Consider the following 15,484-nt stretch of genomic DNA (forward strand, 5'->3'; position numbering starts at 1 on the left):
GGAATCTGAGCAATCCTTCCCACCGGGGTAATGGGTTGATTCAAATACTGATCCGCGAAAGTTTGATATCCGGTTCCTGATTGACGCTCAGCTGTTCGACGATCGCATCCTGCAAACGGCTGCACAGCAGCGGATCGGACAGCGGCTGGTTGTGCGCATCGGTGATGAAGAACACGTCTTCCACGCGCTCGCCCAGGGTCGCAATCTTGGCGTTCTGCAGCGACAGGTCGAACTCGAGGAAAATCCCCCCGACCCGCGCCAGCAGGCCCGGCCGGTCGGGCGCCGTCAGTTCCAGCACGGTCACCGGACGCTGGGCGTCGTTGTGGATCGTCACTTGCGGCGCAAAGGCGAAGTGCTTGAGCTGGCGCGGTACGCGGCGCTGGATGATCGTCGGGTAGTCGTCCGGGTTGCGCAGGGCTTCGGTGAGGCCTTCGCGGATCTGCTTGATGCGTGCCGGGTTGTCGCCGATCGATTCGCCTTCGTTGTCGAGCACGATATAGGTGTCGAGGGTGAACTGGCTGCTGGATGTGATGACCCGGGCGTCGTGAATGTTCAGGTTGAGCTGGTCCATCGCCGCCACGGTCACGGCGAAGAAGTCATGCTGGTCCGGCGCATAGATGAAGATCTGCGTGCCGCCCTCGAACTCGCGCTGGGTGGTTTCCTTGATCAGCACCAACGGCCCGCCGTCGACCGGTTGCTGCAGGATCGCGTCGCTGTGCCAAGCGACGTCGCCGGCGGTATGACGCAGGAAATAGTCGTCGCCCAGTTGCGCCCAGAGTTGCTCGACGTCGTCCGGGTCGGTGCCACCGCGCACCAGAATGTCCAGCGCGGCGCTCTGCGTCTGGCGGATCTGCTCTTCGCGATCCACCGGATTTTCCAGACCCCGGCGCAGGGCTCGTTTGGTTTCGGTGTAGAGCTGGCGCAACAGGCTGGCGCGCCATGAATTCCACAGTGTCGGGTTGGTCGCGTTGATGTCGGCCACGGTCAGCACATAGAGGTAGTCGAGGCGGGTTTCGTCGCCGACCGCCTGGGCAAAATCGTGTATCACCTGCGGGTCGGACAGATCCTTGCGCTGCGCGGTGGTCGACATCACCAGGTGGTTTTGCACCAGCCAGACGATCAGGCGGCTGTCCCACACCGGCAACTGGTGGCGCTGGCAGAACGCTTCGGCATCGACCGCGCCGATCTCCGAGTGATCGCCATGCCGGCCCTTGCCGATGTCGTGGTACAGGCCGGCCATGTAGATCAGTTCGGGCTTGGGCAACTTGGCCATGAGTTTGGCGGCCAGCGGAAATTTCTCCGAGACCTGGGTGTACTGAAGTTTGCGCAGGTGCTTGATCAGATTCAGCGTGTGCGCATCGACCGTATAGATGTGGAACAGGTCATGCTGCATCTGCCCGACGATAAAGCCGAACTCCGGCAGATAACGCCCGAGAATGCCGTAACGGTTCATCCGCCGCAGATTTCGGTGGATGCCGATCTTGCACTTGAACAGCTCGATGAACAGGCTGGTGTTGCGGATATCGTTGCGGAAGTTGTCATCGATGAGATGACGATGTTCGCGCAGCAGACGAATCGTGTCGGCGCGCACGCCTTTGATTTCCGGCTGCTGGGCCATCAGCACGAAAATCTCCAGCATGGCGAACGGCGTGCGGCGGAACACATTGTCATTGCGCGCTTCGATGTAACCGTCGTGCAACTGGAAGCGTGAGTTGATCGGTTGCGGCGGCGCTTCATCTTCCGGAGCGAGGATGACCTCCTCGAAATGCTGAATGATCAGGTCGCTGAGTTGGGCGATGCTCATCACCGTGCGGAAATACTGCTGCATGAAGTTTTCGACTGCCTGTTTGGCGTCGTCACCTTCAAAACCGAGCAGGCCGGCAATGGTGCGCTGGTGATCGAACAGCAGCCGGTCTTCCGAGCGCCCGGCGAGCATGTGCAAGGCATAACGCACCTTCCAGAGGAATTCCTGGGAGGAGGCGAGCAGGGCGTTTTCGCTCTCGACCAGAAAGCCTTCGCCAGCGAGCGCGCGCAGGTTGAGGGTGCCGTACTGACGGCGGGCGACCCAGAGAATCGTCTGAATATCGCGCAGGCCGCCGGGCGAACCTTTGACGTTGGGTTCGAGGTTGTACTCGGTGTCGTTGTATTTGTGGTGACGGGCCTTTTGCTCGGCACGCTTGGCCAGGAAGAACTCCTTGGCCGGCCACATGTGCGCGGTACTCGTCACCTCGATCATGCGCTGGCGCAGACGCTCGGGGCCGCAGATGGTGCGACTTTCCATCAGGTTGGTGACCACGGTCAGGTCGGCGCGGGCCTCTTCGGCACACTCGTCGACCGAGCGTACGCTCTGGCCGACTTCCAGGCCGATGTCCCACAGCAGCGTAAGAAAACGCTCGATGGAATCGCGGAAAACTTCGTGGTCAGCGCTGTCGAGCAGGATCAGCAGATCAATGTCGGAGTAGGGGTGCAGTTCGCCGCGACCGTAGCCGCCCACTGCCACCAGAGCGATGTCGGCGTCTTCACTCCAGTTGAACTGCTCCCAGGCCTTTTGCAGGATGTTGTCGACGAACCAGGCGCGGTCTTCGATCAGGCGGCGGATGTCGCGGCCATTGCGAAAACGCGTGTCGAGGACCTCGCGGGCCTGGCGGATCGCCTTCTTGAACGCCGCGATAGGACTCGCTTTGAGGGCCAGTTCAGCCTGGAACTGGCCGCGGTCGAAGAGTTCGGGATCCACCTGCGGCATCGATTGGCTTTCCTTCTATAGGCTGGGAGCGTTTTGTGAATCAGGCCGAGACGCGCGGGATGGTGTCATCGCTGCGCAAAGTGAAGATCTCGTAGCCGGTGTCGGTGACCAGCAGGGTGTGTTCCCACTGGGCCGAGAGCTTGCGGTCCTTGGTGATCGCCGTCCAGCCGTCGCCCAGTACCTTGGTGTCGGCCTTGCCCTGGTTGATCATCGGCTCGATGGTGAAGGTCATGCCAGCCTTCAGTTCCATGCCGGTGCCGGCGCGACCGTAGTGCAGGATCTGCGGTTCTTCGTGGAAAACCTTGCCGATACCATGGCCGCAGAACTCGCGCACCACCGAGAAACCATTCTTTTCTGCATGCTTCTGGATCACTTCACCAATGTCGCCGAGGCGGCAGCCGGGTTTGACGATCTCGATGGCCTTGTACATGCATTCCTGAGTGACTTGCGACAGGCGCTCGGCCCAGACCGGTACTTCGCCGACGTGGAACATGCGGCTGGTGTCGCCGTGGTAGCCGTCCTTGATCACTGTGACGTCGATGTTCAGGGTGTCACCGTTTTTCAGCGGCTTGTCATTCGGGATGCCGTGGCAGACCACATGGTTGATCGAAGTGCAGATCGACTTCGGGTAACCCTTGTAGTTGAGCGGGGCAGGGATGGCTTCCTGCACATTGACGATGTAATCGTGGCAGATCTGGTTGAGCTGATCAGTGGTCACGCCCGGTTTGACGTGTTCGGCAATCATTTCCAGCACATCGGCGGCCAGTTTGCCGGCGACACGCATGCCAGCGATGTCCTCGGGGGTTTTGAGGTTGACGGTCATACAGGCTCTCTCTGCGCTCGGCGGCGCTTACGGATACGAATAGGGTGGCAGGTGTGGATTGTGCGACCCTGAAAAACGCGATTCTACCAGACGGGAGGCGCAAATCCGCGCCTGCATGTCTGGCTTCTCTCTATACAATGGAGTCCGTCAGGCCGATTCCAAGGGGGCCGCGCCCCGGTCGCGGGTGCGAATACAGATTCCGGGTTCCGTTTCTGCGCACCCTGTGGTATAAAATGCGCCGCTTTCCGGGGATGCCCCGAAAAGCTTAAATCCACACACGTGTCGACACGATGACCTGGGTGCCTTGGGCTTTATGCCTCTGGTTGGTCATTGGGATACGTGGAGGCCAAACCCGACTTATCAAGGAACTATCATGTCCCAAGTCAACATGCGCGATATGCTGAAGGCCGGTGTGCACTTCGGTCACCAAACCCGTTACTGGAATCCGAAAATGGGCAAGTACATTTTCGGCGCGCGTAACAAGATTCACATCATCAACCTTGAAAAAACCCTGCCAATGTTCAACGAAGCTCTGACTTTCGTAGAGCGTCTGGCTCAGGGCAAAAACAAGATTCTGTTCGTCGGCACCAAGCGTTCCGCTGGCAAGATCGTTGCTGAAGAAGCAGCACGTTGCGGTTCGCCGTACGTCGATCACCGCTGGTTGGGCGGCATGCTGACCAACTTCAAGACCATTCGTGCTTCCATCAAGCGTCTGCGTGACCTTGAAGTTCAAGCCGAAGACGGTACTTTCGCCAAGCTGACCAAGAAAGAAGCGCTGATGCGCTCCCGTGATCTTGAGAAGCTGGATCGTTCGCTGGGCGGCATCAAGGACATGGGCGGTCTGCCAGACGCACTGTTCGTGATCGACGTTGACCACGAGCGCATCGCGATCACCGAAGCCAACAAGCTGGGCATCCCGGTCATCGGCGTTGTCGATACCAACAGCAGCCCGGAAGGCGTTGACTACATCATCCCAGGCAACGATGACGCAATCCGCGCTATCCAGCTGTACATGGGTTCGATGGCTGACGCAGTGATCCGTGGTCGCAACAATGTTGCTGGCGGTACTGTTGAATTCGCAGCTGAAGAAACTCAGGCTGCAGCTGAGTAATCGACGCCCCTGGCGTTGACTCAGTAAGCAAAAAGGGGGCTTGGCCCCCTTTTTGCCACCTCGAAAACCATTTGTCGGCGCCCACGTCTGTATTTGTCATGTGCGGCAGCCAACATGGGTGGTTCGGGAAGAATTGAACGCCCGTTCGATCGGGTGGAATGGTTGAAAACCTATCCAAGAGGAATTTGAAAATGGCAGCAATTACTGCAGCGTTGGTCAAAGAACTGCGCGAGCGTACCGGCGAAGGCATGATGGATTGCAAGAAAGCCCTGGAAAAGGCTGACGGCGACATCGAAAAAGCCATTGATGACATGCGTGCTTCGGGCGCCATCAAGGCTGCGAAAAAAGCCGGCAACGTTGCCGCTGAAGGCGCAATCGCCATCAAATCGAATGACAAGGCAGCCGTGCTGCTGGAAGTCAACTCGCAGACCGACTTCCTGGCCCTGCAAGACGATTTCAAGAACTTCGTTGCTGCCAGCGTAGAAAAAGCTTTCGACGAAAAACTGACCGACGCAGCTCCGCTGATCGCCGCTCAGGAATCGGCTCGTGAAGCTCTGGTTGCCAAAGTCGGTGAGAACGTCAACATCCGTCGTCTGGTACGCGTAGAGGGTGACGTTGTCGGCACTTACCTGCACGGTAACAAGATCGGTGTTGCTGTTGTCCTGAAAGGGGGTGACGTCGAGCTGGCCAAAGACATCGCGATGCACGTTGCTGCAAGCAACCCTGAGTTCCTGCTGCCTTCGCAAGTCTCCGACGAAGCGATCGAGCGTGAGAAAGCCGTGTTCCTGCAGCTGAACGAAGAGAAGATCAAAGGCAAGCCGGAAAACATTGTTGAGAACATGGTCAAGGGCCGTATCAGCAAGTTCCTGGCAGAAGCAAGCCTGGTCGAGCAGGCGTTCGTCAAGAACCCTGAAGTCAAGGTTGGCGAACTGGCCAAGAAAGCCGGTGCTGAAATCGTTTCCTTCACTTACTTCAAAGTAGGCGAAGGCATCGAGAAGCCGGTCGACAACTTCGCTGAAGAAGTTGCTGCCCAGCTGGCTGCCGCCAAGCAATAAGACGGTTTTTCAACTGTCGCCCGAAAGAGGCTGCCCGCTTACGCGCGCAGCCTCTTTTCAGATGGGTTACCAATTTTTATTTGGTTTCCACCCGGAACTGACTTACAAAGCCATGTTCCGATGGCGCTGCAGCAGCGCCAAGCTAGAGTGAACGCCAGCTGTAAACAGCTCGCAAAGAATTTTAAATACGCCGCAGGAGAGATTCGCAATGGCTCAGCAGGGCAGTGGTTATCAGGCTCGCTATAAACGCATTCTACTCAAGCTTAGCGGCGAGGCCCTGATGGGCTCGGAAGAGTTCGGGATCGATCCTAAAGTGCTGGACCGCATGGCGCTGGAAGTCGGCCAACTGGTCGGTATCGGTGTCCAGGTCGGTCTGGTGATCGGCGGTGGCAACCTGTTCCGTGGCGAGGCCCTGAGCAAAGCCGGTATGGATCGGGTCACGGGCGACCACATGGGCATGCTGGCCACTGTGATGAACGCTCTGGCCATGCGCGATGCGCTGGAACGTGCCAATATCTCGGCCATCGTCATGTCGGCCATTTCCATGGTTGGGGTGACCGATCACTACGATCGCCGCAAAGCCATGCGCCACCTGAACTCCAAGGACGTCGTGATCTTCGCGGCCGGTACCGGCAATCCGTTCTTTACCACGGATTCGGCAGCCTGCCTGCGTGCAATCGAGATCGACGCCGACGTTGTGCTCAAGGCCACCAAGGTTGATGGCGTCTACACCGCAGATCCGTTCAAAGACCCGCATGCCGAGAAGTTCGATCATCTGACTTATGATGAAGTACTGGATCGCAAGCTGGGTGTAATGGATCTGACTGCTATCTGCCTGTGCCGCGATCACAAGATGCCGCTGCGCGTATTCAACATGAACAAGCCCGGCGCCCTGCTGAACATTGTGCACGGCGGCGCTGAAGGGACTTTGATCGAGGAAGGCCAACAATGATCAACGAAATCAAGAAAGACGCCCAAGCGCGTATGCAGAAATCCCTGGAATCTCTGAACCACGCGTTCGGCCAGATTCGTACCGGCAAGGCTCACCCGAGCATCCTCGGCAGCGTCATGGTGCCTTACTACGGCACTGACACCCCGCTGAGCGGCGTTGCCAACGTCACCGTGAAGGACTCGCGTACCCTGCAGGTCGTGGCGTTCGAGCGCAACATGCTCGCTGCCGTCGACAAGGCGATCCAGAGCGCCGGTCTGAACCTCAACCCGACCAACCTGGGCGAGTTGCTGCTGATCCCGATGCCGGCCCTGACCGAGGAAACGCGTAAAGGCTTCACCAAACAGGCCCGTAGTGCCGCCGAAGACGCACGCGTTGCCGTGCGCAACATTCGTCGTGACGCATTGGGCGAGCTGAAAAAACTGGTCAAGGACAAGGAAATCAGCGAAGACGAAGAACGTCGTGCCATCGCTGATATCGATAAGCTGACCAAAGAATCCGAGGCCCAGATCACCAAGGCCACGGACGAGAAAGAAAAAGACCTGATGGCCGTATAAGGGTCGAGCTTTAAATGGACAAGACCAAGCAGACTGCGCCGTCCGCGGTGCCGCGCCATGTCGCGATCATCATGGATGGCAATAATCGCTGGGCGAAAAAACGCTTTATGCCGGGTGTCGCCGGGCATAAAGCGGGCGTGGATGCTGTGCGGGCGGTGATCGAGGTGTGCGCTGAGGCCAAGGTCGAAGTCCTGACCCTGTTCGCCTTTTCCAGTGAAAACTGGCAGCGCCCGGCCGATGAGGTCAGCGCCTTGATGGATCTGTTCTTCAAGGCGTTGCGTCGTGAGGCCAAGCGCCTCAACGACAACAACATCAGCCTGCGCATCATTGGCGATCGGTCGCGCTTCCACCCTGAGCTTCAGGCAGCGATGCGCGAGGCCGAGGCCATGACCGTCGGTGCCAACCGCTTTGTCCTGCAGATCGCCGCCAACTATGGCGGCCAGTGGGATATCGCGCAGGCCGCGCAACGTCTCGCACGGGAAGTCCAGGCCGGGCACCTGCGCCCGGAGGACATCACCCCGGATCTGCTGCAGACGTGTCTGGCCACCGGCGATCTGCCGTTGCCAGACCTGTGCATCCGCACCGGTGGCGAGCATCGCATCAGCAACTTCCTGCTGTGGCAGCTGGCCTACGCCGAGCTGTACTTCTCCGACCTGTTCTGGCCGGACTTCAAACACGAAGCCATGCGCACCGCGCTGGCCGATTTCGCTTCACGCCAGCGTCGTTTCGGTAAAACGAGCGAACAGGTCGAAGCTGGAGCCCGGGTTTAATGCTTAAACAACGAATCATCACTGCACTGATCCTGCTGCCGATTGCCTTGTGCGGGTTTTTCCTGCTCAAAGGTGCCGGTTTCGCGCTGTTCATCGGTCTGGTAGTCAGTCTCGGTGCCTGGGAGTGGGCGCGACTGGCGGGCTTTACCGCGCAGTCGTTCCGCGTCGGTTTTGCTGCCGTGGTCGCTCTGATGCTGTTCGTCATGTATGTGCTGCCGGGGCTTGCTCCCTGGGTGCTCGGTGCATCGGTGATCTGGTGGGCGGTTGCCACTTATCTGGTGCTGACGTATCCACGCTCCAGCGCGCATTGGTCCACGGCGGCGACCAAGCTGCTCATTGGTCTGCTGATCCTGCTGCCTGCGTGGCAGGGCCTGGTGCAGATCAAGCAGTATCCGCTGGGTAACTGGTTGATCATGGCGGTGATGGTGCTGGTCTGGGGCGCAGACATCGGCGCTTATTTCTCCGGGCGCAAATTCGGCAAGCGCAAGCTCGCGCCGCAAGTCAGCCCGGGCAAAAGCTGGGAAGGGGTTTACGGTGGTCTGGCTCTGAGCCTGGTGATTACCGCAATTGTCGGGCTGGTGCGCGACTGGACTGTGGCCGAGCTGCTCAAAGGCTTGATCGGCGCTGCGGTGATCGTCTTCATTTCTGTGGTCGGTGATCTCACCGAAAGCATGTTCAAGCGTCAGTCCGGCATCAAGGACAGCAGTAATCTGCTACCCGGGCATGGCGGCGTGCTGGATCGCATCGACAGCCTGACTGCGGCCATTCCGGTGTTCGCCGTATTGCTCTGGATGGCCGCACCGTGAGTCGTCCCCAGCAGATTACGGTATTGGGTGCGACCGGTTCGATCGGTCTGAGCACCCTGGATGTGATTGCCCGCCACCCTGAGCGTTATCAGGTTTTCGCTTTGAGTGGCTTCTCGCGGCTCAGCGAATTGCTCGCGTTGTGCGTGCGGCATGTGCCGCAATTTGCGGTGGTGCCCGAAGGCGCCGCAGCGCGCGGGTTGCAGGATGACCTGCGTGCAGCCGGCTTGCCGACTCGCGTACTGGTCGGCGAGGAGGGCCTGTGTCAGGTCGCCTCCGCGCCTGAAGTCGACGCAGTAATGGCGGCCATTGTCGGTGCGGCCGGGCTGCGTCCGACCCTGGCGGCAGTCGAGGCGGGGAAGAAGATTCTGCTGGCGAACAAGGAAGCGCTGGTGATGTCCGGCGCTCTGTTCATGCAGGCCGTGCGCAAGAGCGGCTCGGTGCTGCTGCCGATCGACAGCGAACACAATGCGATTTTTCAGTGCATGCCCGCGGATTTCGCGCGCGGCTTGAGTTCGGTAGGGGTACGTCGGATTTTGCTGACAGCCTCTGGCGGCCCGTTCCGGCAGACGCCGCTGGCCGAGCTGGCGCATGTGTCGCCTGAACAGGCGTGCGCGCACCCGAACTGGTCCATGGGGCGCAAGATCTCCGTGGATTCGGCGAGCATGATGAACAAAGGTCTGGAGCTGATCGAAGCCTGCTGGCTGTTCGATGCCAAGCCGGACCAGGTCGAAGTGGTGATTCATCCGCAGAGCGTGATCCACTCTCTGGTGGATTACGTCGATGGATCGGTGCTGGCGCAGTTGGGTAACCCGGACATGCGCACACCGATCGCCAACGCCTTGGCCTGGCCGGAGCGCATCGATTCCGGCGTACCGCCACTGGATCTTTTTGCCATTGCGCGACTGGATTTCGAAGCGCCCGATGAAAGCCGTTTCCCGTGCCTGCGTTTGGCCCGGCAGGCCGCCGAAGCCGGTAACAGCGCGCCGGCGATGCTCAACGCGGCCAATGAAGTGGCAGTGGCAGCGTTTCTCGATGGACGGGTTCGCTACCTGGAAATCGCGAGTATGATCGAGGAGGTCTTGAATCTGGAGCCAGTGGTGGCGCTGAACGACCTCGACGCGGTATTTACGGCGGACGCGAAAGCGCGAATGCTGGCCGAGCAATGGTTGAGTCGGCACGGCCGATAGTTTTTGCAACACAATGGCGACACGCGACACTGAACAGGATTGCGGAGAAAGTAGATGAGCGCGCTCTATATGATTGCCGGCACCCTGATCGCCCTGGGTGTGCTGGTCACCTTCCACGAATTCGGCCACTTCTGGGTCGCGCGTCGCTGTGGCGTCAAGGTTCTGCGTTTTTCCGTGGGCTTCGGCATGCCGCTGCTGCGCTGGCATGACAAGCAAGGCACCGAGTTCGTGGTTGCCGCGATTCCGCTGGGCGGCTACGTCAAGATGCTTGATGAGCGCGAAGGCGAAGTGCCGGTCGATCAGTTGGATCAGTCCTTCAACCGCAAGTCGGTGCGGCAGCGTATCGCGATTGTAGCGGCCGGACCGATTGCCAACTTTCTTTTGGCCCTGGTGTTCTTTTGGGTGCTGGCCATGCTCGGCAGCGAGCAGGTGCGCCCGGTCATCGGTGCGGTCGAGTCCGGCAGCATTGCCGCCAAGGCCGGTCTGAATGCCGGTCAGGAGATTGTTTCGATTGATGGTGAGCCCACGTCGGGCTGGGCTGCGGTCAATTTGCAGCTGGTTCGTCGTCTGGGTGAGAGCGGCGCCATTCAACTGCTGGTGCGCGAGCAGGGTTCGAGCGCTGAGTCGCCGCGCACGCTGGCACTGGATAACTGGCTCAAAGGGGCCGACGAGCCGGATCCGATCCGCTCGCTGGGCATTCGCCCGTGGCGTCCGGCGTTGCCGCCGGTGCTTGCCGAGCTTGACCCGAAGGGCCCGGCCCAGGCAGCCGGGCTGAAAACCGGTGATCGGCTGCTGGCGCTTGATGGCCAGCCGCTCGATGACTGGCAGCAAGTGGTCGATACCGTTCGTACGCGTCCTGATACCAAAATCATGCTGCGCGTCGAGCGCGACAATGCTCAAATCGACGTCCCGGTGACGCTGGCGGCGCGCGGTGAAAGCAAAGCGCCGAGCGGTTATCTCGGCGCTGGCGTCAAAGCCATCGACTGGCCGCCGGAAATGATCCGCGAGGTCAGCTACGGCCCGCTGGCCGCGATCGGCGAGGGTGCCCGTCGCACTTGGACCATGAGCATTCTGACGCTGGATTCACTGAAGAAAATGCTGTTCGGCGAGCTCTCGGTAAAAAACTTGAGTGGACCGATAACCATTGCTAAAGTGGCGGGCGCTTCTGCCCAGTCGGGCGTCGCTGATTTCCTGAATTTCCTTGCTTATCTGAGTATTAGCCTGGGCGTTCTGAATTTGCTGCCCATTCCTGTACTGGATGGGGGGCATTTGTTGTTTTATCTGATCGAGTGGGTGCGTGGTCGCCCCTTGTCGGATCGGGTGCAAGGTTGGGGGATACAGATCGGTATCAGTTTGGTGGTCGGGGTGATGTTACTTGCTCTGGTCAACGATCTGGGTCGACTGTAACGCTTCGCTGAATTGCGAATCTGCCGCATTTTGCGGCAGTTTGTTTATTGCCAGTTGGAATAAGAAAGGACTTCATGAAACGTCTGCTGCTAACTGCGGTTCTCACCGTATTGATGATCGCCGAAGTTCACGCCGAGTCCTTCACTATCTCTGATATTCGCGTCAATGGCCTCCAGCGGGTCTCCGCGGGTAGCGTCTTTGGTGCCTTGCCGTTGAACGTCGGCGAGCAGGCGGATGATCGTCGCCTGGTGGAATCCACTCGTGCGTTGTTCAAAACCGGTTTCTTTCAAGATATCCAGCTGGGCCGCGAAGGCAACGTTCTGGTCATCACCGTGGTCGAGCGTCCATCGGTCGCCAGTATTGAAATCGAGGGCAACAAAGCGATTTCCACTGAAGACCTGATGAAAGGCCTCAAGCAATCCGGTCTGGCCGAAGGCGAAATCTTCCAGCGCGCCACCCTCGAGGGTGTCCGTAACGAACTGCAACGTCAGTACGTCGCCCAGGGTCGCTACTCGGCCACTGTCGATACCGAAGTGGTCTCGCAGCCGCGTAACCGCGTGGGTCTGAAAGTTAAGATCAACGAAGGTACGGTTGCCGCCATCCAGCACATCAACGTGGTAGGCAATACGGTATTCCCTGAGGAAGACCTGACCGACCTGTTCGAACTGAAAACCACCAACTGGCTGTCGTTCTTCAAGAACGATGACAAATATGCCCGTGAAAAACTCTCCGGTGACCTGGAGCGTCTGCGTTCCTACTATCTGGATCGCGGCTACATCAACATGGACATCGCTTCGACCCAGGTGTCGATTACCCCGGACAAGAAGCACGTCTACATCACCGTCAACGTGACCGAGGGTGAGAAGTACACCGTTCGTGACGTCAAGCTCAGCGGTGACCTGAAAGTTCCTGAAGACCAGGTCAAGTCGCTGTTGCTGGTGCAGAAAGGCCAGGTGTTCTCGCGCAAGCTGATGACCACCACTTCCGAGCTGATCACCCGTCGTCTGGGTAACGAGGGTTACACCTTCGCCAACGTCAACGGCGTGCCTCAGCCTCACGATGACGACCACACTGTGGACATCCTCTTCGCTGTCGATCCGGGCAAGCGTGCCTACGTCAACCGCATCAACTTCCGTGGCAACACCAAGTCTGAGGACGAAGTGCTGCGTCGTGAGATGCGCCAGATGGAAGGCGGCTGGGCTTCGACCTACCTGATCGACCAGTCCAAGACCCGTCTGGAACGTCTGGGCTTCTTCAAGGAAGTCAACGTTGAAACCCCGGCCGTGCCAGGTGTCGACGACCAGGTTGACGTGAACTATGCGGTTGAAGAACAGGCTTCCGGTTCGATCACTGCCAGCGTCGGTTTCGCCCAGAGTGCCGGTCTGATCCTCGGTGGTTCGATCACCCAGAACAACTTCCTCGGTACCGGTAACCGCGTCAGCATCGGCCTGACCCGCAGCGAATACCAGAGCCGCTACAATTTCGGCTACGTTGACCCCTACTGGACCGCCGATGGCGTGAGCCTGGGTTACAACGCGTTCTACCGCACCACCGACTACGATGAACTCGATGCCGATATTTCCAGCTATGCGGTAGACAGCCTCGGTGCCGGCGTCAACGTCGGTTACCCGATCAGCGAGACTTCGCGTCTGACGTTCGGTCTGTCTGCCCAGCAGGACAAGATCAACACCGGTCGCTATACCGTTGACGAGATTTTCGACTTCGTTAAAAAGGAAGGCGATCAGTACCTGAACTTCAAGGCGTCGGCTGGTTGGTCCGAGTCGACGTTGAACAAGGGTGTTCTGCCGACCCGTGGCCGTTCCCAGAGCCTGACCCTGGAAACCACCATCCCGGGTAGCGACCTGTCGTTCTTCAAACTTGACTACCGTGGTCAGCTGTTCCAGCCGATCACCGAAAACTACACCATGCGTCTGCACACCGAACTTGGTTACGGCGACGGTTACGGCTCGACTGACGGCTTGCCGTTCTATGAAAACTACTATGCCGGTGGCTTCAACTCGGTACGTGGCTTCAAGGACAGCACTCTGGGTCCGCGCAGTACGCCGAGCCGCGGTGCAGCTGAAACGGGTAATACGGGGACACTTCGTGACCCGGATCAGGATCCGCTGCCATTCGGCGGTAACGTATTGATTCAGGGTGGTGTCGAGGTTTTGTTCCCGCTGCCGTTCGTGAAAGATCAGCGTTCACTGCGGACCTCGGTATTCTGGGACGTGGGTAACGTATTCGATTCCAAGTGCGACAAGACGACCAACGCGAGCGCCGGTTCGACTTCCAGCACTCAGTGCAACGACATCAGCCTGAGCAACATGGCCAGTTCCGTCGGTGTCGGCGTGACCTGGGTCACCGCACTGGGGCCTTTGAGCTTCGCCCTGGCGATGCCGATCAAGAAACCGGATGACGCTGAAACTCAAGTGTTCCAATTCTCCCTCGGCCAGACGTTCTAAGCGTCTGACCCAAGACAACGACAATGGATTTTGTAGGAGTGCATCGTGCGTAAGTTGACTCAATTGGTTCTCCTGGCCTCCGTACTGGTGGCAGGCCCGGCGTTCGCCGACATGAAAATTGCCGTGCTGAACTATCAGATGGCACTGCTGGAATCCGACGCGGCGAAGAAATACGCCGTGGATGCCGAGAAGAAGTTCGGTCCGCAACTGACCAAGCTGAAAACCCTGGAAAGCAGCGCCAAAGGCATTCAGGACCGTCTGATGGCCGGTGGCGACAAGATGCAGCAGGGCGAACGTGAGCGTCTGGAGCTGGAATTCAAGCAAAAGGCCCGCGACTTCCAGTTCCAGTCCAAGGAACTGAACGAAGCCAAGGCCGTTGCCGACCGCGAAATGCTCAAGCAGCTGAAGCCGAAACTGGACAGCGCTGTGGAAGAAGTCATCAAGAAAGGTGGTTTTGACCTGGTGTTCGAGCGTGGCGCAGTCATCGATGTCAAACCTCAGTACGACATCACGCGCCAGGTTATCGAGCGCATGAATCAGCTGAAGTAACCCATGACCGTAACTATCAGGCTCGGCCAGTTGGCCGAGCACCTCGGCGCCACCCTGCGTGGCGACCCCGAGACGCAAATTACTGGGCTAGCCACTTTGCAAGAGGCTGGCCCAGCTCAGTTGAGCTTTCTGGCAAATCCCCAATACCGTAAATACCTGGCCGGTTCACAGGCCGCTGCGCTGCTGCTCAAGCAAGCGGACGCTGAAGGTTTCGCCGGTAATGCCCTGGTGGTGCCGGATCCTTATCTGGCCTACGCGCGTATCTCGCATTTGTTCGATCCAAAGCCAAAAGCTGCTGCGGGTATTCACCCGACAGCCGTGATTGCGCCGGACGCGGTAGTTGATCCGAGTGCCAGCATTGGCCCGTTCGTGGTCATCGAGGCCGGTGCTCGTGTTGCGGCACAGGTGACGCTGGGCGCGCATTGCGTGGTCGGCGCTCGCAGCGAGATCGGTGAGGGCGGCTGGCTGGCTCCTCGCGTCACGCTGTATCACGACGTACGCATCGGCAAACGTGTGGTGATTCAGTCCGGCGCGGTGATCGGTGGCGAGGGCTTCGGCTTCGCCAACGAAAAAGGCGTCTGGCAGAAAATCGCCCAGATCGGTGGCGTAACCATCGGCGACGATGTCGAGATTGGTGTGAACACCGCCATCGACCGCGGCGCCCTGGCCGATACCGTGATCGGCAACGGCGTGAAGCTCGACAACCAGATTCAGATCGCACATAACGTCCAGGTCGGTGACCACACCGCTATGGCTGCGTGCGTCGGCATTTCCGGCAGCACCAAAATCGGTAAGCACTGCATGCTCGCCGGTGGTGTCGGTCTGGTCGGCCACATTGATATCTGCGACAACGTTTTCCTGACCGGGATGACCATGGTGACCCACTCGATTACCGAGCCGGGCGCCTATTCTTCCGGCACAGCCATGCAACCGGCGGCCGAATGGCGCAAAAGCGCGGCCCGCATCCGTCAGCTCGATGACATCGCGCGACGGTTGAAACAGCTGGAAAAGCGCGTAGGGGAAGTGACCCCTGACGGCAATGCTTCATCTGATGGCTGATAC

13 protein-coding genes are annotated in these 15,484 nt (G+C 59.0%); 11 read left to right on the forward strand and 2 right to left on the reverse strand.

Annotation, left to right across the window (positions count from 1 at the left end; all coding sequences use genetic code 11):
• Positions 1-40: 40 nt before the first annotated feature.
• Both LIS66_RS05430 and map read right to left on the reverse strand, forming a co-directional pair.
• Positions 41-2,743, reverse strand: a complete 2,703-nt coding sequence (locus LIS66_RS05430; protein ID WP_042606977.1) for a [protein-PII] uridylyltransferase — start codon at positions 2,741-2,743, stop codon at positions 41-43.
• A gap of 40 nt (positions 2,744-2,783) precedes the next feature.
• Positions 2,784-3,566, reverse strand: coding sequence for a type I methionyl aminopeptidase (gene map, locus LIS66_RS05435; protein ID WP_042606978.1), 783 nt, complete (start codon positions 3,564-3,566; stop codon positions 2,784-2,786).
• 373 nt (positions 3,567-3,939) lie between these two features.
• Here map and rpsB point away from each other — a divergent pair, with 373 nt between their 5' ends.
• The 11 genes from rpsB to lpxD all read left to right on the forward strand — a co-directional run bounded on the left by rpsB (position 3,940) and on the right by lpxD (position 15,481).
• Positions 3,940-4,677 carry a 30S ribosomal protein S2 gene (gene rpsB / locus LIS66_RS05440; RefSeq protein ID WP_003222119.1) on the forward strand — a complete coding sequence of 246 codons (738 nt, stop codon included), beginning with the start codon at positions 3,940-3,942 and terminating at the stop codon, positions 4,675-4,677.
• Between the two features lie 191 nt (positions 4,678-4,868).
• Positions 4,869-5,732, forward strand: a complete 864-nt coding sequence (tsf, locus tag LIS66_RS05445; RefSeq protein ID WP_016771476.1) for a translation elongation factor Ts — start codon at positions 4,869-4,871, stop codon at positions 5,730-5,732.
• Between the two features lie 208 nt (positions 5,733-5,940).
• Positions 5,941-6,684 (forward strand): UMP kinase, encoded by a 744-nt coding sequence (gene pyrH, locus LIS66_RS05450; RefSeq protein WP_003222124.1) that lies wholly within the window; start codon positions 5,941-5,943, stop codon positions 6,682-6,684.
• Positions 6,681-7,238, forward strand: a complete 558-nt coding sequence (gene frr / locus LIS66_RS05455; RefSeq protein WP_007954771.1) for a ribosome recycling factor — start codon at positions 6,681-6,683, stop codon at positions 7,236-7,238. Before pyrH ends, frr begins: the two co-directional genes overlap by 4 nt.
• Before the next feature lie 14 nt (positions 7,239-7,252).
• Positions 7,253-8,008 carry a polyprenyl diphosphate synthase gene (gene uppS / locus LIS66_RS05460; protein WP_039762463.1) on the forward strand — a complete coding sequence of 252 codons (756 nt, stop codon included), beginning with the start codon at positions 7,253-7,255 and terminating at the stop codon, positions 8,006-8,008.
• Positions 8,008-8,814 (forward strand): phosphatidate cytidylyltransferase, encoded by an 807-nt coding sequence (locus tag LIS66_RS05465; RefSeq protein WP_065615286.1) that lies wholly within the window; start codon positions 8,008-8,010, stop codon positions 8,812-8,814. The genes uppS and LIS66_RS05465 overlap by 1 nt, the downstream gene beginning before the upstream one ends.
• A complete protein-coding gene (gene ispC, locus LIS66_RS05470; protein WP_227973778.1) occupies positions 8,811-10,001 on the forward strand; it encodes a 1-deoxy-D-xylulose-5-phosphate reductoisomerase in 1,191 nt (396 codons plus the stop codon). Before LIS66_RS05465 ends, ispC begins: the two co-directional genes overlap by 4 nt.
• 54 nt (positions 10,002-10,055) lie before the next feature.
• Positions 10,056-11,408 (forward strand): sigma E protease regulator RseP, encoded by a 1,353-nt coding sequence (gene rseP, locus LIS66_RS05475; protein ID WP_042606981.1) that lies wholly within the window; start codon positions 10,056-10,058, stop codon positions 11,406-11,408.
• A 74-nt stretch (positions 11,409-11,482) separates the two neighbouring features.
• Positions 11,483-13,873 (forward strand): outer membrane protein assembly factor BamA, encoded by a 2,391-nt coding sequence (gene bamA, locus LIS66_RS05480; protein WP_042606982.1) that lies wholly within the window; start codon positions 11,483-11,485, stop codon positions 13,871-13,873.
• Positions 13,874-13,918: 45 nt separating this feature from the next.
• A complete protein-coding gene (locus LIS66_RS05485; RefSeq protein ID WP_003222140.1) occupies positions 13,919-14,422 on the forward strand; it encodes an OmpH family outer membrane protein in 504 nt (167 codons plus the stop codon).
• 3 nt (positions 14,423-14,425) lie between these two features.
• A complete protein-coding gene (gene lpxD / locus LIS66_RS05490; protein WP_042606983.1) occupies positions 14,426-15,481 on the forward strand; it encodes a UDP-3-O-(3-hydroxymyristoyl)glucosamine N-acyltransferase in 1,056 nt (351 codons plus the stop codon).
• Positions 15,482-15,484 lie beyond the last annotated feature (3 nt).

The organism is Pseudomonas sp. HN2 (genome assembly GCF_020736465.1).
Taxonomy (GTDB): domain Bacteria; phylum Pseudomonadota; class Gammaproteobacteria; order Pseudomonadales; family Pseudomonadaceae; genus Aquipseudomonas; species Aquipseudomonas moraviensis_A.